Annotated in this window: 17 protein-coding genes; 4 read left to right on the top strand and 13 right to left on the bottom strand. The window is 71.6% G+C overall.

The window, feature by feature from the left end; genetic code table 11:
* Window positions 1-46: 46 nt before the first annotated feature.
* A complete protein-coding gene (gene pmbA, locus IB242_RS07775) occupies window positions 47-1,462 on the bottom strand; it encodes a metalloprotease PmbA (RefSeq protein ID WP_192277884.1) in 1,416 nt (471 codons plus the stop codon).
* Window positions 1,463-1,656: 194 nt separating this feature from the next.
* Between pmbA and yjgA the strand changes: the two genes are divergently transcribed.
* Entirely contained in the window at window positions 1,657-2,262 is a 606-nt protein-coding gene (gene yjgA, locus IB242_RS07770) for a ribosome biogenesis factor YjgA (RefSeq protein ID WP_192277882.1), read from the top strand.
* 140 nt (window positions 2,263-2,402) lie between these two features.
* Here the strand turns inward: yjgA and tldD are convergent, their stop codons facing one another.
* A complete protein-coding gene (gene tldD / locus IB242_RS07765; protein WP_192277880.1) occupies window positions 2,403-3,848 on the bottom strand; it encodes a metalloprotease TldD in 1,446 nt (481 codons plus the stop codon).
* Window positions 3,849-3,962: 114 nt separating this feature from the next.
* Here tldD and IB242_RS07760 point away from each other — a divergent pair, with 114 nt between their 5' ends.
* Window positions 3,963-4,697, top strand: a complete 735-nt coding sequence (locus IB242_RS07760) for a DUF6065 family protein (protein WP_192277878.1) — start codon at window positions 3,963-3,965, stop codon at window positions 4,695-4,697.
* A 356-nt stretch (window positions 4,698-5,053) separates the two neighbouring features.
* On the opposite strand, the gene IB242_RS07755 is transcribed toward IB242_RS07760, so the two are convergent.
* From IB242_RS07755 to IB242_RS07745, 3 genes are read right to left on the bottom strand one after another with little or no spacing between them, the layout of a single operon-like run.
* On the bottom strand, window positions 5,054-9,046 hold the full coding sequence (locus tag IB242_RS07755) for a YhdP family protein (protein ID WP_225540338.1): 3,993 nt from the start codon (window positions 9,044-9,046) through the stop codon (window positions 5,054-5,056).
* Between the two features lie 45 nt (window positions 9,047-9,091).
* Window positions 9,092-10,588 (bottom strand): ribonuclease G, encoded by a 1,497-nt coding sequence (gene rng / locus IB242_RS07750; RefSeq protein ID WP_192279207.1) that lies wholly within the window; start codon window positions 10,586-10,588, stop codon window positions 9,092-9,094.
* Window positions 10,589-10,596: 8 nt separating this feature from the next.
* Window positions 10,597-11,196, bottom strand: a complete 600-nt coding sequence (locus IB242_RS07745; RefSeq protein ID WP_192277876.1) for a Maf family nucleotide pyrophosphatase — start codon at window positions 11,194-11,196, stop codon at window positions 10,597-10,599.
* A 132-nt stretch (window positions 11,197-11,328) separates the two neighbouring features.
* Here IB242_RS07745 and IB242_RS07740 point away from each other — a divergent pair, with 132 nt between their 5' ends.
* The gene (locus tag IB242_RS07740; protein ID WP_192277874.1) at window positions 11,329-12,048 is read left to right on the top strand and encodes an SIMPL domain-containing protein; all 720 of its coding nucleotides are present in this window, start codon (window positions 11,329-11,331) and stop codon (window positions 12,046-12,048) included.
* Window positions 12,049-12,858: 810 nt separating this feature from the next.
* Complete coding sequence (locus IB242_RS07735; protein ID WP_192277872.1) at window positions 12,859-13,533, top strand: energy transducer TonB; 675 nt, start codon at window positions 12,859-12,861, stop codon at window positions 13,531-13,533.
* 71 nt (window positions 13,534-13,604) lie between these two features.
* Here the strand turns inward: IB242_RS07735 and IB242_RS07730 are convergent, their stop codons facing one another.
* The 8 genes from IB242_RS07730 to leuS form a co-directional block, all read right to left on the bottom strand.
* Window positions 13,605-13,835 carry a hypothetical protein gene (locus tag IB242_RS07730; RefSeq protein ID WP_192277870.1) on the bottom strand — a complete coding sequence of 77 codons (231 nt, stop codon included), beginning with the start codon at window positions 13,833-13,835 and terminating at the stop codon, window positions 13,605-13,607.
* A gap of 797 nt (window positions 13,836-14,632) precedes the next feature.
* Window positions 14,633-15,103 (bottom strand): 23S rRNA (pseudouridine(1915)-N(3))-methyltransferase RlmH, encoded by a 471-nt coding sequence (gene rlmH, locus IB242_RS07725; RefSeq protein WP_192277868.1) that lies wholly within the window; start codon window positions 15,101-15,103, stop codon window positions 14,633-14,635.
* Window positions 15,100-16,137 (bottom strand): J domain-containing protein, encoded by a 1,038-nt coding sequence (locus tag IB242_RS07720; RefSeq protein ID WP_192277865.1) that lies wholly within the window; start codon window positions 16,135-16,137, stop codon window positions 15,100-15,102. The genes rlmH and IB242_RS07720 overlap by 4 nt, the downstream gene beginning before the upstream one ends.
* Window positions 16,138-16,180: 43 nt before the next feature.
* Window positions 16,181-16,576, bottom strand: a complete 396-nt coding sequence (gene rsfS, locus IB242_RS07715; RefSeq protein ID WP_192277863.1) for a ribosome silencing factor — start codon at window positions 16,574-16,576, stop codon at window positions 16,181-16,183.
* Window positions 16,577-16,611: 35 nt separating this feature from the next.
* Entirely contained in the window at window positions 16,612-17,277 is a 666-nt protein-coding gene (gene nadD / locus IB242_RS07710) for a nicotinate-nucleotide adenylyltransferase (protein ID WP_192277861.1), read from the bottom strand.
* 1 nt (window position 17,278) lies between these two features.
* Complete coding sequence (gene holA, locus IB242_RS07705; RefSeq protein WP_192277858.1) at window positions 17,279-18,313, bottom strand: DNA polymerase III subunit delta; 1,035 nt, start codon at window positions 18,311-18,313, stop codon at window positions 17,279-17,281.
* Complete coding sequence (gene lptE / locus IB242_RS07700) at window positions 18,313-18,864, bottom strand: LPS assembly lipoprotein LptE (RefSeq protein WP_192277856.1); 552 nt, start codon at window positions 18,862-18,864, stop codon at window positions 18,313-18,315. The genes holA and lptE overlap by 1 nt, the downstream gene beginning before the upstream one ends.
* An 818-nt stretch (window positions 18,865-19,682) precedes the next feature.
* Window positions 19,683-22,328, bottom strand: a complete 2,646-nt coding sequence (gene leuS, locus IB242_RS07695) for a leucine--tRNA ligase (RefSeq protein WP_192277854.1) — start codon at window positions 22,326-22,328, stop codon at window positions 19,683-19,685.
* Between the last annotated feature and the right edge of the window lie 16 nt (window positions 22,329-22,344).

The raw sequence follows: 22,344 nt of genomic DNA, 5'->3' as shown, positions 1-22,344 counted from the left end.
GGACGGCGCACCGCGCGGGCGCGCCTTCCCCGCGGCGAAGGATACGTCAATCGCCGCCCGCAACGGTCATGTTGCCGACCAGAATTGGGCCCGTCCGCACATGCGAGCGCAGGTCGATCTCGCTGCCCACCGCCTCGATGCACAGGAAGATGTCGCGCAGATTGCCGGCGATGGTCAGTTCGTCGACCGGATGGGCGATGACGCCGCCCTCGATCCAGAAGCCGGCCGCACCGCGCGAATAGTCACCGGTGACACCATTGACGCCCTGCCCCATCAGCTCGGTCACCAGCAGGCCACGGCCCATGCCCGAGGCCAGTTCGGCCAGGGTGCCGGCATTGCTGGCCACCTGCAGGTTGTGCACGCCACCGGCATTGGCCGTGCTCTGCAGGCCCAGCCGGCGCGCCGAGTAGCTGCCCAGCACGTAGCGCTGCAGCACGCCGGCGGTCACCAGCGGCGAGACCGCGGCGGTGGCCACGCCATCGGCATCGAACGCGGTCGAGCGCAGGCCGCGCATCAGCCGCGGCTGTTCGTCGATCGAGAACCAGTCCGGGAACAGCCGGGTGCCGGCGCTGTCGAGCAGGAAGCTGGCGCGTCGGTACAACGCACCACCGGAGACCGCGCCGATCAGGTGGCCGACCAGCGAACGGGCGACCTCAGCCGAGAACAGCACCGGGTACTGCCCGGTGGGCGCGCGCCGCGGTGCCAGCCGTGCCGCGGTGCGCTCGGCGGCGCGACGCCCGACCGCGGCCGGCGACTCCAGGTCCTCGCGGGCCAGGCCGATCGAGTACCAGCCATCGCGCTGCATCTGGTCGCCCTGTCCGGCGATCAGCGCCAGGCCGATCGAATGCTGGGTCTCGCGCTCGCGGCCGACGAAGCCGTGGCTGTTGGCGTACACCGACAGGCTCTCGCCGCTGCCGAACGAGGCGCCATCGGAGTTCTCGATGCGCGCATCGGCATCGCGGCCGGCCGCCTCGCAGGCCAGGGCCAGGTCGACCGCCTCGTCGGCGTCCAGGCGCCAGGGATGCCAGGTGTCCAGGTCCGGGAAGTCGCACGCCATCAGCGCCGCATCGGCCAGGCCGGAGGCCGGGTCGTCCTCGGTGTAGCGGGCGATCGCGCAGGCCTGTTCGACCGTGGCCGCCAGGCTGGCGTCCTGCAGGTCGGCGGTGCTGGCGCTGCCCTTGCGCTGGCCGAAATAGACGGTGACGGCGATGCCGCGGTCGCGGGTCGACTCGACCGTCTCCACCTCGCCCATCCGCACCGAGATGTTCAGGCCGCGCTCCTCGCTGCAGCTGACCTCGGCCTGGGTGGCGCCGGCCGCACGTGCGCGGTCGAGCAGGCGCTGGGAGATGTCGGCCAGCTGGTCGAGGCGGGCCTGGCTGTCGTCGGTCCGGGCGATATCGTTCACGTGGGTCACCTTGGAAAGTCGTGGAAACGCCGGGCCGCGGCCGGAGCGATCGCGCATCCGGCCCGGTCGGCGGCCTGCCTGCGCGGACGCACGGCGCGGCTGGAAGGGAAAACACGGCGCGCGGCGCCGACCCGGCGCTCGGGCAGGATCGGCCACCGGCGGCCACGCCCGGCACCGCCTTCACGGCGCAGCGCGGGCCAGCAGGGCGCGGAGCGCGTAAAATCCGCGCTTTCATTGATGGTTGCAGGCAGATGCGCGGACGCGATCAGGACACCGGCGAATTCCTTTCCACCAGCCGCAGCCAGCAGCGCCGCGAAGCGCTGGACGTGCTGGCCCTGGCCGAGAAGCTGGCCAGCATGACGCCGACCCAGCTGTCCAAGCTGCCGATCCCCGAAGACCTGCTGCCGCACCTGGAGCAGACCCGGAAGATCACCGCGCACATCGCGCGCAAGCGTCAGCTGGCCTTCCTGGCCAAGCAGATGCGGCGCGAGGAGGAGTCCGCGCTGGACGCGATCCGCGACGCGCTGGACGAGGACGGCGACCGCGCCCGGCGCGAAGTGGCGGCCATGCACCGGGTCGAGACCTGGCGCGAGCGCCTGCTGGTCGAAGGCGACGCGGCCCTGGCCGAACTGCTGGACGCGCATCCCACCGCCGACCGCCAGCAGCTGCGCCAGCTGGTGCGCAGCACGCTGGAGGAACGCAAGCGCAACAAGCCGCCGCGCGCGTTCCGCGAACTGTACCGGGCGCTGCGCGACCTGCTGCTGGCGCCGCAGGCGCATGACGCGACGCAGAACGACGACGCGGCGCTGGACGGCGACGACGACAGCGGGCAGCACTGGGACGACGACGGCCGCTGAGCGCCGGCCCACGGCCCGCGGCGCACGCCACGCGATGACGGCTGGCCGGGCGCGGCCCCGATGACGCGCGGACGGTGCCGCGGCATGCGCCGCGGCGGATCGAACGGAGCCCATCGCGCGCCTCGCGGCGAAGGCGCGATTCACGCCTTCGTACCGCCCACGGTCAGCCCGTCGATCAGCAGCGACGGCTGGCCGACACCGACCGGCACGCTCTGCCCGTCCTTGCCGCACACGCCGACGCCTTCGTCCAGCGCAAGATCCGTCCCGACCATGCGCACCTTCTGCATCGTGTCCGGGCCGTTGCCGATCAAGGTCGCGCCCTTCACCGGCGCGGTCACCCTGCCGTCCTCGATCAGATAGGCCTCGGTCGCCGAGAACACGTACTTGCCGCTGGTGATGTCGACCTGGCCGCCGCCGAAGTTGACCGCGTACAGGCCCTTCTTGACCGAGCGGATCATCTCCTGCGGATCGTGCTGGCCGGCCAGCATGTAGGTGTTGGTCATCCGCGGCATCACCAGGTGCGCGAACGACTCGCGGCGGCCGTTGCCGGTCGGCGCCATGCCCATCAGCCGCGCGTTCAGCGTGTCCTGCATGTAGCCGACCAGCACGCCGTCCTCGATCAGGGTCGTGCAGTTGGTCGGCGTGCCTTCGTCGTCGATGTTGAGCGAGCCGCGGCGGCCATCGAGGGTGCCGTCGTCGACGATGGTCACGCCCGGTGCGGCCACGCGCTGGCCGATGCGGCCGGCGTAGGTCGAAGTGCCCTTGCGGTTGAAGTCGCCTTCCAGGCCGTGGCCGACCGCCTCGTGCAGCAGCACGCCGGGCCAGCCAGCGCCGAGCACCACCGGCATCGTGCCGGCCGGCGCGTCGATCGCGTCCAGGTTCACCAGCGCCTGGCGCAGCGCTTCGCGCGCCAGCGCTTCGGGGCGGCCACCGGAGAACAGCTCCTCGTACGAGTAGCGGCCACCGCCACCGGCATAGCCGGATTCGCGGCGCCCGGCCTGCTCGACGATCACCTGCACGTTCAGGCGCACCAGCGGCCGCACGTCGGCGGCGAGCACACCGTCGCTGCGCGCGACCAGCACGGTGTCGACGCCGCCGGACAGGCTGACCGACACCTGGATCACGCGCGGGTCGGCCGCGCGCAGCAGCCGGTCCAGCGCGCGCAGCTGTTCGACCTTGACCTCGTTGGGCATGCCGTCGACCGGATCCAGCGCCGGATACAGGCTGCGGCCGCCGCTGCGGACCAGCTGCCGCGGCGCATGCGCGGCGCCGTCGCGGGCGATCGCGCGTGCCGAGCCGGCGGCCAGGCGCAGCGCATCGGCGTTGATGTCGTCCGAATAGGCGAAGCCGGTCTTCTCGCCGCTGATCGCGCGCACGCCGACGCCCTGCTCGATCGAATGGGCGCCATCCTTGACGATGCCGTCCTCCACGCTCCAGCTCTCGCGGCGAGCGTGCTGGAAGTACAGGTCGCCGAAGTCGATGCCCGGCCCGAGCAGCGCGCCGAACGCGGTGTCCAGGGCGGACGGATCGAGGCCGCCGGGCAGCAGCAGGCGGGACTGGGCAAGGATCAGCGCGGAATCGGTCATCGGAACAGAATGGGGGCATTGGCGGGTGGAGCAAGCCGCATGGCGGCTGGCCGGTCCCGGGCTGCCTATGATGACAGCTGGCGCCGCCTTCTCCCCTCACACCGGCCGAACAGGATGAAACTCACCGCCCACGTGCTCGACGGCCACACCCTGGACATCCGCCCCGCGCCGCGCGAGCGCGACTGGATGGACGCCACCGACCAGCACTACGCCTACCGCTGCCTGCCGCTGGACATCGCCAACGCCAGCGGCTGGGAACTGCTGTGCCAGAGCGGATTCAGCGCGCACTGGGAGGGCGGCGACGCGCTGGAAGCCCTGCGCATCACGCCCGATCCCGGCACGGCCGCACCGGCGCTGAGCCACTTCGGCCATGGCGTGCTGACCTTCCACGTCCCGTGCCTGTTCCGCACCGATGCCGGCGTCGACCTGCTGGCCACCGCGCCGCTGAACCGGCCCAAGGACGGCATCGCCGGGCTCAGCGGCGTGGTCGAGACCGACTGGAGTCCGTACGCCTTCACGATGAACTGGAAGTTCACCCGGCCGGGCACGGTGCGCTTCGAGGCTGGCGAACCGTTCTGCCATCTGCTGCCGCTGCAGCGGCAGCTGTTCGAGCAGGTCCAGGCCGAATGGAAGCCGCTGTCGGCAACGCCGGAACTGGCCGCCCAGGTGCGGCGCTGGAGCGAAAGCCGCGGTGATTTCCTCGACGCGCTGGGCCAGCCCGGCTCGCAGGCCGAACGCGAGAAATGGCAGCGCGGCTACTTCCGCGGCGTCGACACGCATGGCTGCCCTGCGGCGGGCCACCGCACGCGGGTGCGGCTGCCAGGCTTCGAGCGCGCCCCGGAAGAGTGAGGCACGGGTCCGTCGCGCTGCGGGCCCTGGGCGATGCCCGGGCCCGGACTGCGGCGCGAACGGCATGAGCATGACAGTGCTCGGGCGTGCCCCTGCACGGCGATGCGCTGCCCGGCAGGCGTGACCCGGCCGCGACCGTCATGCCCGGGAGCCGCGTTCCCGCCGGGACGGCACCGGCGGCCGCGCTCGAGCGCGCTCCTGCGGAACGATGCGCCGCGCCCGACAGGAGCGGACTCGGCCGGGTCTGTCATGCCCAGGCCCGCAGCCCGGCGCAACGACACGGGATGGATGGTCGCGCCGTGCAGCCGCAGCCACGATGCGTCGCCGCGGCGACCGGCGCCGCCTGCGCGATCCGGTCAGCGACGCTCGTCGGCCGGTGCCGAGACAGGCGCGGATGAAGATTCAGGCGCAGGTGTGGGGGCCGGTGCGGCTGCCGGCGGCTCGCGTTCCTCGTCGCGCGCGTCGCTGCGCGACTGCTCGCGCCCGACCACCTCGACCTTCGGCTCCTTCCAGGGGCCGCTGACCTTGTAGGTCCTCGCGCCGATCTCGCCCAGCGGCTTGCCCAGCACCGCGTTGGCAGCCGCGCCCACCGCCGCGCCGACCGGTCCGCCGGTGAAGGCGCCGACCACGGTCAGCAGGTTGCCGGACTTGGGCTGCACGTCGATGGTCTGGTCGAACTGCTGCGCGCGCAGGTCGGTGCGGCCGCGGATGTGGATGTCGGCGGCCGGGCCGTCGATGCGCATGTCGTCGGTGTCGGCCGCGCCATCGGCGAAGCGCACGTTGCCTTCCAGGTGGTTGAACGCGAAGCCCTTGGAGAAGAAGTCGCGGAAATCCAGCATCAACCGGCGTGGCAGCTGGGCCACGCTGAGCAGGCCGAGCACGCGGCCGGCGCCGGGCTCGATCTCCAGCAGCTGGCCGTTGCGCGCATCGATGCGCAGGCTGCCCTGCAGCCCGCCGAGGCTGAAGCCGGCCGGCGACCCGGGCCAGCTGGCGTCGAACGCGATGCGCCCATCGCCCCGCGCCAGCCAGTCGGCATAACCCAGGCCGTTCACCAGACGCCCCATGTCCTGGCTCTCGACCTGCATCGCCAGGCGGGTGCGCGCGCCGGCGCCGCGGCCGATCCATTCACCGCTGGCATCGGTGCTCTGCCAGTCCGAGCGCAGTTCCAGCGTGTCCACCCGCAGCCCGCCGGCGACCGGCCGGGTCCGCAGCACGGCGCGTCCGAGTTCGGCGCGCTGGTAGCGCAGGTCGTCGATATCCAGCTGCAGCGGCGGGATCGAGGCCGGATCGAAACTGTCGTCGGCCAGCGGCCGCGCCGCATCGGCGCCCCCGGTCGGCGTTTCCGGCGGTGCGGTCGCCGCGCCTGCACTGCCGGGCGTGGCCGGTTCGCTCGCCGCGGGCGCCTGCCAGTGCAGGCGGGTGAAATGACCGCGCACCGGCGCGCTGGACTGGCTGGGCACGCTGACATGCCCGGCCAGCGCCGGGCCGTCGACGTTGACATCCAGCCCCTGCGCGACCGGCAGCAACCGCAGCCGGCTGGCGGGAAACACCCCGCCGAGCAGTTTCAGTTCGTCGACCATCACGTCGATCTGGCGCAGCGGCACGCCGCCGTCGTCGGCCCCATCGCCCTTGGCCAGCGCGATCCATTCCAGTGCATCCAGCGACGCGGTCCGGCCATCGACGACCATGCCCGAGACCGGCGGCTCGCCGGCGACGGTGCCGCGGCCCAGTGTCACCCGCACGCCGGTCTGATCGTTGGCGCTGCGCGCCCGCAGCGCCATACGCTGGCCGAAGGCCACGTCGACGCCCCCGCTGCCCAGCGGCAGCCCGACCCGCACCCGCGTCGGCAAGGGGGCCGGCGCCGCCTTGTCCAGCGGCGATGGCAGGTCGAGCACGGTGCCGACCAGATCGGACCGCAACTGCAGCACGCCTTCGCTGCCGGCCACCGGCTGCAGCGGCATCGCCACCGCGACCGTCCAGTCCGAGCGGCCGCGTACCAGCGGCTCGAGCCACTCCAGCTCGGGCGCGCGCTCGAGCAGATCGCCGGCATCGAGCAGGGCGCCGAGCTCAGCCTCGAAGGCCTGCAGCGGGTCGCGCACGTGGCGCCCGGCGCGCAGCGACAGCACGCCGGGCTGGTCGCGATGGCGCACGTCCAGGCGTTCGGCGGCGAAGCCGTTGCCGTCGTAGCGGGCCTGCCCGGTGACCCCGTCGAAGACCAGACCCCAGCGCTTTTCCGCCAGACGCGCGCCCTCCAGGCTGACCGTGCCGTCGACCCTGGCCGGGCCATGCCCGGCCTCCAGCGGCAGGGCCAGCGAGAAGCGTGTCTGCGCCGGGCCGGATGCCTCCAGGTTGGCGAGCGTGTCGTGGTGCTCGGCCTCCAGCGGGCTGTTGCGCAGCAGCGCCAGCAGGCGCGCCGCGTCGCCGGCCGCCTCGGCCTCGACCTTCAGCTCGGCTTCGCCGAAGTCGGCAATGCCGGCCTTGAACCGGCCCACCGGCAGGCCGCCGATCCGGCCCTTGCCCTCGACCTCGAAGCCGTTGCCCACGAAGGCCACCCGCGCATCGGCGCCTTCCAGCGCCGGCCAGTCCGGCTGGAACTGGAAGCGGCCATCGCGGATCCGCGCGCTGGCGTCGAAGCGGCCGTCGTTGTCGGTGAACGGCCAGTCGTCCAGGTCGCCGGCGACCAGGCCGCGGCCACCGGTGACCACGCCGCCTTCCAGCGCCGCGTCCAGCCAGTCGACCGCCGCCGACGGCATCATGTGGTGGATCCAGAACTTCTTGGCTGCCGGCACCGGCGCATCGTCCAGTTCGGCGGCGATCTCCAGCCACGGCCGGGTGCCGTCGCCCTGGAACCAGATCCCGCCACGCACGTGGGCGCCGTAATCGCTGCCGCGCACGCGCAGCGCCGGCGTGCCGACCCGCCAGCCTGCGCCTTCGCGCCACGCCAGCAGGGTGCCGTCCAGGGTCACGTCATGGACCACGCCGAAGCCGCGCGGCCAGTCGAAACGCAGCGCGCTGGCCTGGTCCAGCGCCAGCTCCCAGCCCTCGCCATCGCCATCGACCGTGCCGGCCAGACCGGTGAAGCCGGGTGCATTGCCGACCGGGCGGAAGCCGACCCGCTCCAGCCGCCCGTGCGCGCGCAGCGGCCCGTCGCGCTCGCCCACCAGTTCCAGCCCGCTCAGCTGCGCCTCGGGCGCGGCATCGGCCAGCCACTGGCGCAGGTCGCGCGGCACGCGGTCGGTCAAGGCCAGCACGCGCAGCAGCGGCGCGGCGTCGATGCGCTCGGCCAGCAGCGCGTAACGGCGGCCACCGGCCACGACCAGCCCGTCCAGGACCTGGCTGTCCTCGCCATCGGCCACCCGCAGCAGCGGCGCGTCCAGACGCCAGCCGCCCGCCGCCAGCCGCCAGCGCGCCCGCGTGCGCAACTCGTCGAAATGCGCCTGCGGGCGCTCGCCATCGGCCAGCGGGGTGCCGGCCAGGGCCAGGTCGCGCAGCTGCGCCTGCGCGGTCACCAGCACCACGCGGTGCCCACGCAGTTCGGCCCAGGCCTGCAGCCCGCCGCGCCCGGCGGTCGGCTCGATCCCGCCCTGCCGCAGCAGCGGCGCCCACGCCGACAGGTCCTCGCTTTCCATGTCCAGCCAGACGCGCCCGTCGCCGCTGCCCCGCTCGAACTGCAGCGCCAGCGTCAGCGGCTCGACCTCGGGGCGGATCCAGCCACGCGCACCGGCGGCCACCCGCCTGCCGTCGACCCGCAGGCGCAGGTCGATGCGCGGGATCCGCGCCTGCAGCCCGATCGAGGGCGCGTCCACGGTCAGCGCCGCGCCGATCACCTGCAGCTCGCCGAGTCCTTCCAGGTACTCCAGCGGATCGCCGCCGGCACCGGTGGACGGCAGGCCGCGGATCGCCCAGCGGCCGTCGTCGTCGCGCTGCAGGGTCAGCGACGGCCCGCGCAGGCGCAGCTCGGTGAACGAGCGCCCGGGCAGCAGACCGGCGTACAGCGAGACCAGCACCTCGGCCTGGCCGATCCGCACGCCGCCGCCGGGCTGGCCGATGTGCAGGCCGTCCAGGCGCAGCAGCGGGCCGCGCCGGGTCCAGTCGGTCTCAACCCGCTCGAACGACACCGGCCGGCCGGCCTTCTCGCTGAGCCAGGCGGCGATCCGCTCCGGATGCCGCTCCACCAGCGGCAGCAGCTGGCTGGTCGTGCCGATCACCAGCGCCACGATCACCAGCGCCACGGCCACGGCGTAGCCGGCCCCGCGACGGAGCTGGCGCAGGCGGCGGTGCACCGGCGCGTGCATCAGGGCTGGAGTCCGCGCGACGCCGGCGATGCGGGCGTGCTGCGGGCGATCCATGCCGCTGACGGGAAGACGGCCGCCGCGGCGCGGGCGGTCATGGGCTCAGAGCAGGACCACATCGAACTGCTCCTGCAGGTACTGCTCGTCGGCCTGGAAGCGGATCGACTTGCCGAGGAACTCCTCCAGCTCGGCGACCGCGCTGGATTCCTCCTCGGTGATCCGCGCGACCACCTTCGACGAGGCGATCACCAGCAGGCGCGCGGCCTCGAACTGGCGCACCGCGCGGGTGATCTCGCGGAAGATCTCGTAGGTGACCGTCTCGGCGGTCTTGACCGAGCCGCGTCCGCTGCAGTGGGTGCAGGTTTCCGACAGCTGCCGCTCCAGGCTTTCGACGGTGCGCTTGCGGGTCATCTCGACCAGGCCCAGCGGCGAGAAGTCGTACACCGTGGTCTTGGCGTGGTCGCGCGAGAGCGCCTTTTCCAGCGTGCGCAGCACCTGGCGGCGGTGCTCGGCATCGGTCATGTCGATGAAGTCGATGATGATGATGCCGCCGAGGTTGCGCAGCCGCAGCTGCCGCGCCACCGCCTGCGCCGCCTCCAGGTTGGTCCGGTAGACCGTTTCTTCGAGGTTGCGCTGGCCCAGGAACGAACCGGTGTTGACGTCGATCGTGGTCATCGCCTCGGTCTGGTCGATGACCAGGTAGCCGCCGGACTTCAGCGGCACCTGCTTGTCCAGCGCGCGGGCGATCTCGTCCTCGACCCCGTACAGGTCGAAGATCGGGCGGTCGCCGGTGTACAGCTCCAGCTTCTCGGCCAGCACCGGCATGTACTTGGCGACGAAGGCCTGCAGCCGGTCGTAGGTGTCGCGCGAGTCGACCCGCACCTTCTCCACGTCCTTGCGGATCAGGTCGCGCACCGAGCGCAGCGGCAGGCTCAGGTCCTCGTAGATGATGCTGGCCGACGGCGCCTCGCGGCCGCGGCGCTCGACCACGTTCCAGACCCGCGACAGGTAGGCGATGTCCTCGGCCAGCGCCTCGGCCGGCTGGCCCTCGGCGTTGGTGCGCACGATGTAGCCGTAGCCGCCGTGCTGGGCCGACAGCTCGGTGACCAGCGACTTCAGCCGCGCGCGCTCGGCCTCGTCCTCGATCCGCGCCGACACCCCGACCACCTTGGACTGCGGCAGCAGCACCATGTAGCGCGAGGGAATGCTGATCTGCGTGGTCAGGCGCGCGCCCTTGGTCCCGATCGGATCCTTGACCACCTGCACCACGATGTCCTGGCCGTCGCGCAGCAGCTCGACGATAGACGGCGTGCCGGCCGCGTGCGGCGCCGGCAGCCGGGCCTCGTCGGCCAGCGCCTGCTCGACCGGCGCGGCGCGGACCACGTCGTTGGCGTGCAGGAACGCGGCGCGGTCCAGGCCGACCTCGACGAAGGCCGCCTGCATGCCCGGCATCACCCGCTGCACCCGGCCGCGGTAGATGTTGCCGACCACGCCACGGCGCCAGCCGCGCTCGATGTGCAGTTCCTGCAGCATGCCGCTCTCGACGACCGCCACGCGGGTCTCGCGCGGGGTGACGTTGACCAGGATCTCCTCGGACACGGGGCTGTTCACTCCAGGATCGTTGTGGGATGCGCGGCGCCCGGCCAGGCGCCGGCGGCGTCCAGCAGACCCGCGGTCTCATGCAGTGGCAGGCCCATCACCCCGGAGTAGCTGCCGGACAGATGGACCACGAAACGTTCGGCGCCGCCCTGGATCGCATAGGCGCCGGCCTTGCCCATCGGCTCGCCGGTGGCCACGTAGGCGGCGATCTGCGCATCGGACAGCGCGGCGAAATGGACCTCGGTGATCGACAGCGCCTCGTGCGCCGCATCCGCCGACAGCAGGCAGGCCGCCGACAGCACGCGGTGGCTGCGGCCGGACAGGCTGCGCAGCATCGCCGCGGCATCGGCAGCGTCGGCCGGCTTGCCGAACACGCGCTCGTCGAGCACGACCTCGGTGTCCGAACCGATCACCCAGGCACCGGCCATGCCGCCCAGCCGGGCAAGCCCGGCGGCGGCCTTGTCGCGGGCGACCCGGCGCACGTAGTCCTCGGCCGTCTCGTCCGCGTCGCGGACCTCGGGCACGTCCACGTCCAGCAGCTGGAACGGCACGTCCAGGCGGGTCAGAAGCTCGGCGCGGCGGGGGGATTTGGAAGCAAGATGCAGCATCGGCACAGAATAACCCGCGCCGGATGACTGAACGCCGCCGATACGGCGCCGGCAGGGAGTCGACCCCGGATGAACTCACCGCCCGTTCATCCCCACGGCACCACCCTCGCTGCCACCTTCAAGGAGATCCACATGTCCCGCACCCTGAGCTCCCTCCTGGCCGTCCTGGCCATGGCCGCCCCCGGCGCCGTTGCCGCCCAGGCCCAGCCCGCCCCCCTGCCGGCCGATGCGACCCTGCTGCAGGTTTCGGCCGACGCGCAGGCCAGCCGCGCCCCCGACATCGCCACCATCTCGGCCGGCGTGGTCACCCAGGCCGCCGACGGCAACGGTGCGATGCGCCAGAACGCCGAGCTGATGAACAAGGTGCTGGCCGCGATCAAGGCCGCGGGCGTGGCCGACAAGGACGTGCAGACCAGCGGCATCCACCTCAATCCGCAGTACCGCTACGCCGAGAACCAGGCCCCGGCGGTGACCGGCTACCAGGCCACCAACACCGTCACCATCAAGCTGCGCGACGTGGCGAAGATGGGCAAGGTGCTCGACGCCCTGGTCGCCAGCGGCGCCAACCAGATCAACGGCCCCAGCTTCGGCATCGACAACCCCGAGCCGCTGTACGACCAGGCCCGGATCGAGGCGCTCAAGCGCGCCCAGGCACGCGCCGAGACCTACGCCAAGGCGCTGGGCCTGCGCGTGCGCCGCATCGTCAGCATCGGCGAAGGCGGCGGCACCATGCCGGTGCCGATGCCGCGCATGGCGGTGGTGCGGGCCGAGGCCATGGACAGCACGCCGGTCGCGGCTGGTGAGAGCAGCGTGTCGGTGCAGCTGGACGTGGTGTTCGAACTGGGCCGCTGAGGCCACGCACGCCCTCGCTGGAGCGGACGGACGGCGCCTTCGGGCGCCGTTCCTGTGTGGGTGACCGGCACGTCCACGCGCAGGCGAGCGCCTGACCGATCTCGTGGCACGGCCGGCGGGCGGAGGACGTCGACGCCGCGGATCCCGCACGCTCATCCGACGCCAGCGACCACGAGGCACACCCCGGCGCGATCGTGCAGACCGCCAGCGCCCCGGGGAGCGGTCTACCGGTCACCTGCGTGCTCCGCAGATTTCGTGCAGCACGGATCGCCCCTCCCCTCGCATGACCGGAGTCTGCGCGCCGGCACCGCCACGATGCGCCCCCGCCACGTGTCCTGCCGGCATCGGCTGGGGCCCAAGCTCTGCTCTCCCCCGCACCTCCGTCGCCCTTCATCCCCGGTCATCGGCGCGGACTGCCGCGCAGCGGTGCGTGACGCACTGCCATCCGCGTCCTGGCACGCGCCGCAGGAGTGGGAGGACCGAAGCGACGACACAACGCACGCGAACCCACCGCCCACGATAGCCCTGCCGCCGCGCGCCGGAGAGCAGGCGCATGCGGCACCGGCACCAGGTGGCAGAAGCCCCTCCCCGGCCGACGGACGTCCGCACGGATGGCGGTGGCAGTCGCCGCGTCACGATCGGGCTCCCCGGCCGCCTCACCACACCGGGGAAGCGCCGGCGTCGCGCACGACCAAGGTCGTGCTTGCATCCGGCGCGGTCGCGCGCGACGCTGCTGCCAGGCGGACCACTCGACCCTGTCCGCCGCACTGGTGCGTTGTATCCGCTGTCATCCCGTCATGGAGGTGGAGCATGGTTCGCACGTCGCCGTCCCCGTTCTCGTCCCCCTCGGTCCGCCTCGATCTGCCGCGGATCCTGTCGCTCAGCGGCGTCATCGCCGTCCACGTCCTGGCCGCGCTGCTCCTGCTGCTGCCGCTGACCCGCCCCGCCCTGCCGCTGCTCGCTCCGGAGGACCCGCCGTCGCGCTGGACGGTGGAACGCGTCGTCCCGGTCACGCCGACCCCGCCGATCCAGGCCGAACTGCGGACCGAGCAGCCGCCACGCCAGCGCCCGGTACTCGCTCCTGTGACGGTGCAGCCCAGCGTCGTCCCCAGCATGCCGGTCATCGTCGATGGCGGCAGCCTGCCGGCCACGCCGGGCGACAGCCTGGCGCAGCTGGACGCCACGCCCGGCCCGGTCGGCCCGCCGTTGCAGGGCGCCCAGCTGCGCTATGCCGTCGCCCCGCCACCGCCGTATCCCCGCGACGCGCTGCGTACCGGGGCGGAAGGCACGGTGCTCCTGCGCGTGCTGGTCGATGTCGACGGCAGGCCGCTGGAGGTCACGGTCGAACGCAGCAGCGGCAACCGCTCGCTCGACCGCGAGGCGGTGCGCCACGTGCAGCAGCGCTGGCGTTTCGAGCCTGCACTGCAGGAGGGCCGCGCGGTGCAGGCCTACGGGCTGGTGCCGATCGGCTTCAACCTGCAGTAAGCGCGTCGCCCAGAGCCGCCGCACGCGGCGGCTCTGGTCTCCCAATGCCGGCCACTGGATCGATCTGGGTATCACGCAGGCAGCGCCGTACGCACCCGCAGTTCCTGCAGCGGCCTGCTCCCCCGTATCCGGTGTTGGAGCTCCAACGCCTTCCAGGCGCCGCCTTCGATCCAGTGCAGTTCCCCATTGAATGTCCAGCCGCTGTTGCTGTTGCTGTTGCTGTTGCTGTTGCTGTTGCTGTTGCTGTTGCTGTTGCCGCGATTTTGACCTTGACGGTCTGCGCCTTGAAGCAAGCCGAGCATCGCAGGGCAAGCGGGCCGAAGAGCTGCCCTTGCCTGAGCGCAGCGAGTTTGGGCAGCGTCCCGAAACAGGGATATATGCCCTGATCGCCGAGAAGCGCAGGGGACCGCTGTGCAGCATTAGCGAGTGTTCTACGACCCTTTCTCGGGGGCGGCGCCTGCGGTTTTGCTTACTTTTGACAAGACAAAATTAAACCGCGCAACAGCGCGGAAGCTGTTGCCCTGAAGCCCTCGCTTCGGCTTTGACCTGTTGATCCGTGGCCCAGGCCATTCACGGCAGAAGCTGAAGCAACAGCAGAGCTTTCGCTCTACCCGCTGCGCGGGTGGGAGCGAGTCACTTTTCTTTGCTTGTGCAAAGAAAAGTAACCAAAAGAAAGCACAGCCGGTCCGCGAGCCGGCGCGGCTGCGCCACGCCGGTGCCCTGCGCTTCTCTCGCTGGCGGGGTCGGCCCACAACTCGCTGCGCTCAGACACGTGGGCCTCTTCGCCCCCGCCAGCGCTGCGATGCTCGGCTCGCTTCACGGCATCTGGAAGATCAAGAGCAGAAACCAGGCAAAAACAAAGCACAAGCAGCAACAGCGGCGACAGCGGCGACAGCGGCGACAGCGGCGACAGCGGCGACAGCGGCGACAGCGGCGACAGCGGCGACAGCGGCAAGCATGCAGACACCGCCGGATGGATCCAATAGCGACGTATCCGCTGCCACGCCCTGCACAAAGCCGGTCCCATTGGAAGCGCCTGCTCTGGCAGAGCCATTACACAGCGGCGCACGTCACCCGGCGCAGGCGCAGGCGTCAGGCGTCAGGCGCGATGGTAAGGGTGGTTCGCCAGCATCGCCGCCGCGCGGTACACCTGTTCGGCCACGACCAGCCGGACCAGCATGTGCGGCAGGGTCAGGGGGCCGATCGACCAGGTTTCGTGCGCGGCGGACAGCACCTCCGGCGCATGTCCTTCCGGGCCGCCGATCAGGAACGCCAGATCGCGCCCCAGCGTGCGCCAGTGCTCCATCCGCACCGCCAGCTGCTCGGACGACAGCTGCCGGCCGGTCACTTCCAGCGCGACGATGTGCGCATTCTTCGGCAGGGCGGCCAGTACGCGCCGGCCTTCGTCCTCGATCGCACGCTGCGGATCGCGGCCCTTGCCGCGCAGGCCCGGCTCGATCTCGACCAGGTCGAACGGCAGCCAGTGCGAGAGCCGCTTCTGGTACTCGGAAAATCCCTGCGCCACCCAGCCGGGGGCGCGTTCGCCGGTGGCGATCAGTCGTGCCTTCATGTCGCGTCCTCGTCGTTTGCGGCACCCGCCCAGCTGTCGCGCTCGCGCAGCCAGCGCTTCAGGGTGGGGCCGTCCTGCAGCTCCCGCACCAGCAGGGTCAGCCAGGCATTCTCATCGGCCAGTGCGCGCTTGAGGTCGGCCAGCAGCGCATCCAGCCGGTCCGGACGCGGGCGTCGCTTCAACCGCAGCCCGTAGTCGGCCTGGAAGCGAGCGGCCATGCCCTCCAGTTCGCGCTCGGCCTCGTCCAGCTGGCGCGCCAGCGTGTCGGCGTAACCGGCCACGCGCGAGGCGTCCATCGCACGCAGACGCTCGGGCGATTCCAGGCCGATCTCCAGTTGCAGTTCGACCAGGCCCAGCAGGTCGCCGGCCGCATGCGCGGCGTTCAGGCGCTGCATCAGCGCGGTCTTGCGCGCGCGCTCGGCGGCGTCGGGCTCGCGGTCCGGATGCAGCACCGCGGCCAGCTTGCGGTACAGCACCCGCACCGGCGGCAGCTCGCCCGATGGCGCTGCGGCGCGCGCCGCGCGTCTGGCCCGTGCCTCGCTGCGGCCGCGTGCGTGTGCATGGCGGGCGCGCTCGCGCTGGCGTTCCTGCTCGCGCAGCGCCAGTTCCCACTCTTCGATCACGGGCGCATCGGTGTCGCCGGCATCGTCGGCCGGTACGGCCACGGCGGCATGGCGCTCATGCAGCGCCGTCAGTTCGATGCGGCCGGAGGCGATCAACAGGCCGGCCAGCTCGGCGATCGCCCCGGACACCAGCAGGCGCTCGCTGCGGGTCAGCCGGTGCGCGGCATCGGCGCCGTCGAGCAGATGGACCAGATCGCATTCCAGGTTCGAACGCTGTTCGAACAGCGGCACGACCTGTGCGTGGTAGCGGGCATGCCAGCGTTCCAGCGCCACGCGCCACGCCGCCAGCCCGGCACGGCAGGCATCGAGGCGTCGCGCCACCTGCTGCAGCCGCCGGTGCTCCGGCGTATCGCCCGGAACGGCATCGAGCAGCAGCGACAGCGGCGGCGCCGGAACGGGAGCGGTATTCATCGCGTCCTGCCGCCGCGGGCGGCAGGCGCGCGCGACAACGGCCTTACTCGTCGTCGCGCGCGGGCTGGTCGCCGACCGTCCACAAGCGCTCCAGCGCGTAGAACTCACGCACGCGCGGCAGCATCACGTGGACGATCACGTCGCCCAGATCGACCAGCACCCACTCGGCCTCACGCTCGCCTTCCACGCCCAGCGGCATCGCGCCGAGCTTCTTGGCGAACTTGACCACCTCGTCGGCGATCGACTTCACGTGACGGGTCGAGGTGCCCGAGACGATCACCAGATGGTCGGCGACGCTGGTCCTGCCGCGCACGTCGATCTCGACCACGTCCTTGCCCTTGAGCTCCTCCACCGCCTCGCGCACATGGGCGAGCAGCTGGTCGACCGGCGGTGCCGGATCGGGGAGACGGGTCTTGATGACGTGGGCCTGGTTGCTCAATGGAAACTCGACGGTAAACGGGTTGGATGCCAGGATTATATCGGACCGGGGGTGGATGCCGTGTCCAGATACAGCCCCTCGGCGTCGATGAACGCCGCCACCGGCCCCGGCACGCAGGCGCGCCAGGCCGGATCGCCCGCCAGGCGAAGGGCCCTGACGGCCGTGGCCGACTCGGGGCGCAGCGGCTGCTCCAGCAGCAGGATCGCGCCGGCCGGCGCCTGCACCAGGGCAGCCACGGAGTCGACCCGACGGATGGCCAGCGCCTGCGCCACGACCTCCGGCAGCGCGGTCTCCAGTCCGGTGCCGGCCCGGGCCGCGACGACCAGATGGGCCAGGTCGAACAGACGCGTCCAGTGGTGCCATCGGTCCAGGCCACGCAGGCTGTCCTCGCCGATCAGCCAGGCCAGCGGGGCATCCGGGCCGTGTTCGTCGCGCAGCTCCTGCAGGGTATCGACGGTATACGACGGCCCCGCCCGGCGCAGTTCGCGCAGGTCCACACCCAGCCCGGGCTCGCCCTGGATCGCCAGCTCAAGCATCCGCGCCCGCTGCGCCGCGCTGGCGCCCGGCGCCGGACGATGCGGCGGATCGGCCGCCGGCAGCAGCGCCACCGGCGCCTGCAGGACATCCCGGGCGCTGCGGGCGATGGCCAGGTGGCCGTTGTGGATCGGGTCGAAGGTGCCGCCGTAGTGGACGGTCAGCATCTCAGCGGCTCGCGAGCAGCCGTGTCGCGGGGGCCTCGGCCACGGCCAGCAGCAGGCGCTCGAGCAGCAGCCAGGGATCGCCCGGCCCCCGCCCCTTCGCTGCCCGGTCCACGCGCGAGGCGTAGGCGGTCAGGCGGTTCCAGCGCAGCGGCGTGGGATGGCGCTGCAGCGCGCGCTTGAACGGCGCCTGGCGGGCCTCCCACAACCCCTGCGATTTCATTTCGGCGGCGAGGTTGGCGCCCCGGGCCTGCGCCCGCGCCAGGGCCGAGGCACGCAGCAGTTCGCGGATCACCATCGGGGTCAGGCCGGCCACGGCCTCGCCCTCGGCGCGCAGGCCGGCCAGCATCCGGCCCACCTGCCCGGCCTGGCCGGACAACGCGGCCTCGACCAGGCGGAACACGTCATAGCGGGCGGCATCGGCGACCAGGCCCTGCATCGTCTCCAGATCCAGCGTGCCTTCCGGAGCCAGCAGCGCGAGCTTGTCGATCTCCTGCGCGGCCGCCAGCAGATTGCCCTCGACCCGCTCGGCCAGGCCCTGCACCGCCTCGGCCGTGGCGCGCAGGCCACGCTCGCGCAGGCGCCGCTCGATCCAGCCGGGCAGCTCGTGCGGCTTCAGCGCCCAGGCGATCGAGATCACGCCGACCTTCGACAGCGCATCGGCCCATTTGCCGTGGTGGGCCTTGCTCCACTCGTCGGCGACGATCATCAGGGTGACGTCCGGTGCCGGGTCGGCGCAGAACGCGGAAATCACTTCGCCGCCGGCCTTGCCGGGCTTGCCGCTGGGCAGGCGCAGCTCGACCAGGCGCCGGCTGCTGAACAGGCTGGGCGCGTTGAACGTGGCCGACAGCGCGTCCCAGTCCGGCTCGCGGCCCTCGACCTCGAACACCTCGCGCTCGGCCCCGTCGGCACGCGCGCGCGCGCGCACCGCGTCGGCGGCTTCGAGTACGTGCAGGATCTCGGGGCCGGCGATCAGGTAGGCCGGGCGCAACGGCTGGCCAGCCACCTGCGCGACCAGCTGGTCGGGCCTCAGCTCCATCAGCTGCCCGCGGCGGGCGCCGGCGGCGGTGCCGGCAGATTGGCCGGGCGTGCCAGTTCGGCGCGGATCACGCTGTCGATGCGGCGCAGGATCGAGGCGGCCATCTCGCGACGCAGTTCGTCGGCGAGGATCTCGCGTTCGGTGCTGGTGCCGGTAGCGTCCTCCGGTGGCGAAACGTAGTCGCGCGACAGTTCGACCACCTGCTGCGGCACCATTTCCGAGCCATCCGGATTGCGGAACGAGAAGATCGCCGCGTAGCGCAGGCTGAACTCCTGGGCACGGCCCTGCTCGTCCACCGCGATCGGCAGGTCGCCCCAGCGCTCGGAGACGATCTCCAGCCGGGCCAGCTCGCCCTTGGCGTCGGCGTCGGCCACCGTGGCGCCGGCGTTGCGCAGGTTGCGCTCCAGGATCGTGACCAGCTCGCTGTAGGGCGTGGTCGAGATGACCCGCACCGGCGGCGTGTTGTCCGGCAGCGTCAGCGCGCCACGCAGGTGGAAACCACAGGCACTGAGGCCCAGCGCGAGAACGAGGATGGAAAGGAGACGGATCATGGAGGGAAGTCTGGACGAGACGGGCCGGTTGCGGCAACCGCGGCAAGCGTGCCCGAACCGGCGTGAACGCGACAGGAGCATGCCGGCGCCGATCCGGCGTGGGCTTCGATACCACATGCCCCGACGACGAACGACGCTCCGCACGTGTTGAAGACTGGCGGTCGGGGCTGTGGCCCCTCCTACAACTCCTTCGGGAGCGCGCACCATGCCCGGCGTTTCCAGTCCCGACCGCTCGCCGTCGGGATGATGAGCGCCCCACCTGCCGTATGGAGACGCCTGGAAGCTCGAAGACACCCCGCGCATCGAGGGACCGCGGCCGACCTGCGCCTCTCGGACCATGCCGCGCCCTCATCCCAGCCCCGGGTCGGGGTCGATTCGCGCGCAGCGCGAATGGGGGTTGGAGGCATGTGGTCGGGGCCGGGAGTTCGCAGAAACCCTGGGGCGTGAGCGGCCACCGGCCGGTCACGCACCACCCCGAGCGCCGAATCAACTGAGCATGGCGGTCGCAGGCAAGCCAGCTCGTACAGGACGCCTGGCCAATGCGTGCGATCACACCCCAGCCCCCGAGTCGGGGGTGATCCGTGCGCAGCACGGATGGGGGTTTGGAAGCATCGGGGCGGAGCCCGAGGCTTCGCAGGAACTCGGAGCATCATTGAACGAAGGCCTGCCATGCGCCCATCAAGCCATGCCCGCAATCCCACCCCAGCCCCCAGGTTGGGGGCGATTCACGCGAAGCGCGAATGGGGGATGAAGGCTCAAGGCCCGGGGCCCAGAGTTCCGCCTGGCGGAACTCTGGGGGCTGATCCGCCGTCGGCGGATCAGCCGGCGACGATGTTGACGATCTTCCCCGGCACCACGATGACCTTGCGCACGGTCAGGCCTTCCAGGTACTTGGCCGCGTTCGGCTCGGCCAGGGCCAGCGCCTCGATCCGGTCGCGGGCGGTGTCGGCGGCGACCTCGATGGTGCCGCGCAGCTTGCCGTTGACCTGCACGGCCAGGGTCAACGCGTCGCGGACCAGAGCGGCCGGGTCGGCCTGCGGGAACGGCACATCCTCCAGCAGCGTTTCGGCCCGGCCCAGCACCTGCCACAGCGCGTGGCTGGAATGCGGGGTGATCGGGTTCAGCAGCAGCACTGCCGCTTCCAGCGCTTCCTGGCGCACGGCCTGGCCCTGCGCGCTGGCGTCGTCGAACTTCGCGACGGCGTTCATCAGTTCCATCACCGCGGCGATCGCGGTGTTGAAGCTGTGGCGGCGGCCGTAGTCGTCGCCGACCTTCTCGATGGTCTCGTGGGTCTTGCGGCGCAGCGCCTTCTGGCTGGCATCCAGCGCGGCGACGTCCAGCGCCGGCGCGGCGCCCGCGTCGGCATGCTTCTGGACCTGGGTCCACAGCCGGCGCAGGAAGCGCGCCATGCCGTCGACACCGGCCTCGTTCCACTCCAGCGACTGCTCGGGCGGCGCGGCGAACATCGAGAACAGGCGCACGGTGTCGGCGCCGTACTTGCCGACCATCGACTGCGGGTCGACGCCGTTGTTCTTCGACTTGGACATCTTCTCGGTGCCGCCGATCCGCACCGGCTGGCCGTCGCTGCGCAGCACCGCGCCGGTCACCCGGCCCTTGTCGTCGCGCTGCACGTCGACGTCGGCAGGATTGATCCAGTCCTTGCCGCCGTTGTCGGCGTCCCGGTAGAAGGTCTCGGCGATGACCATGCCCTGGGTCAGCAGGTTGGTCGCCGGCTCGTCGCTGTCCACCAGCCGCGCGTCGCGCATGAGCTTGTGATAGAAGCGGAAGTACATCAGGTGCAGGATCGCGTGCTCGATGCCGCCGATGTACTGGTCGACCGGCAGCCAGTAATTGCCGCGCTTGTCGACCATGTCGCGGGCCTTGGGCGAGGTGTAGCGCGCGTAGTACCAGCTCGACTCCATGAAGGTGTCGAAGGTGTCGGTCTCGCGCTCGGCCGGCTTGCCGCAGTCCGGACAGGTGGTCTTGCGCCACGCCGGATCGGCCTTGATCGGCGAACCGGTGCCGACAAAGTTCACGTCCTCCGGCAGCACCACCGGCAGCTGGTCCTCGGGCACCGGCACCGCGCCGCAGCTGTCGCAGTAGATCACCGGGATCGGGCAGCCCCAGTAGCGCTGGCGGCTGACGCCCCAGTCGCGCAGGCGGTAGTTCACCCGGCGCTGGCCCTGGCCCTTGCGCTCGAAGCGCTCGGCCAGCGCCTCGAAGGCGCCCTGGAAATCCAGCCCGTCGAACTCGGCCGAATTCACCAGCTCCAGTTCGCGGGTCTTGTCGCTGTACCAGTCGCGCCACACCGCGGCGTCGTAGCTGGCTTCCTCGTCGTTCTTCGGCGCCTTCAGCGCGATCACCTGGCGGATCGGCAGCGCGTACTTGCTGGCGAACTCATGGTCGCGCTGGTCGTGGCCGGGCACGGCCATCACCGCGCCGGTGCCGTAGCCCATCAGCACGAAGTTGGCGATCCACACCGGCACCTGCTCGCCGCTGACCGGATGCACCGCCTTCAGGCCGGTATCGAAGCCACGCTTCTCCTGGGTTTCCAGCTCGGCTTCGGACACGCCGCCGTGCTTGAGGTCTTCCAGGAACGCGGCCAGGGCGGGATTGGTCGCCGCCGCCTTCAGGGCCAGCGGATGTTCGCCGGCGATGGAGACGAAGGTGACGCCCATCAGCGTGTCCGGGCGCGTGGTGAACACGCGCAGCGGCTCCAGCGCGTTGCCGGCACTGTCGACGACCTCGAACTGGATCTCCAGGCCTTCCGAACGGCCGATCCAGTTGCGCTGCATGGTCTTGACCGACTCCGGCCAGCCCGGCAGCTCGTCCAGGCCGTCCAGCAGCTCCTGGGCATAGTCGGTGATGCGCAGGAACCACTGCGGGATCTCGCGCTTTTCCACCAGCGCGCCGGAGCGCCAGCCGCGGCCGTCGATCACCTGCTCGTTGGCCAGCACGGTCTGGTCGACCGGATCCCAGTTCACCACCGAGTTCTTGCGGTAGGCCAGGCCCTTGCGCATCAGCCGGGTGAACATGCGCTGCTCGTGCACGTAGTAGTCCGGCGAGCAGGTCGCGAACTCGCGCGACCAGTCGATCGCATAGCCCAGCGACTTCAGCTGGCCGCGCATGTGCGCGATGTTGGCGTAGGTCCACTTCGCCGGCGCCGTTTTGTTCTTGATCGCGGCGTTCTCGGCCGGCAGGCCGAAGGCGTCCCAGCCCATCGGCTGCAGCACGTTGTGGCCGGTCATGCGCTTGTAGCGGCTGATCACGTCGCCGATCGTGTAGTTGCGCACGTGGCCCATGTGCAGCGCACCGGACGGGTACGGCAGCATCGACAGGCAGTAGTACTTGGGCTTGTCGGAGGACTCGTCGACCTCGAACGCGCGGGTGGCGTCCCAGAACTGCTGGGCGGCGGCTTCAACCGGCCGGGGATCGTAGGAAGCGGTTTCTGGGACGGCGGACATGGTCGCGGCGGCTTGG

Origin of the sequence: Xanthomonas sp. XNM01, assembly GCF_014851915.1 — a bacterium.
Lineage (GTDB): Bacteria > Pseudomonadota > Gammaproteobacteria > Xanthomonadales > Xanthomonadaceae > Pseudoxanthomonas.
This window is presented reverse-complemented; position numbering and strand designations above follow the sequence as displayed.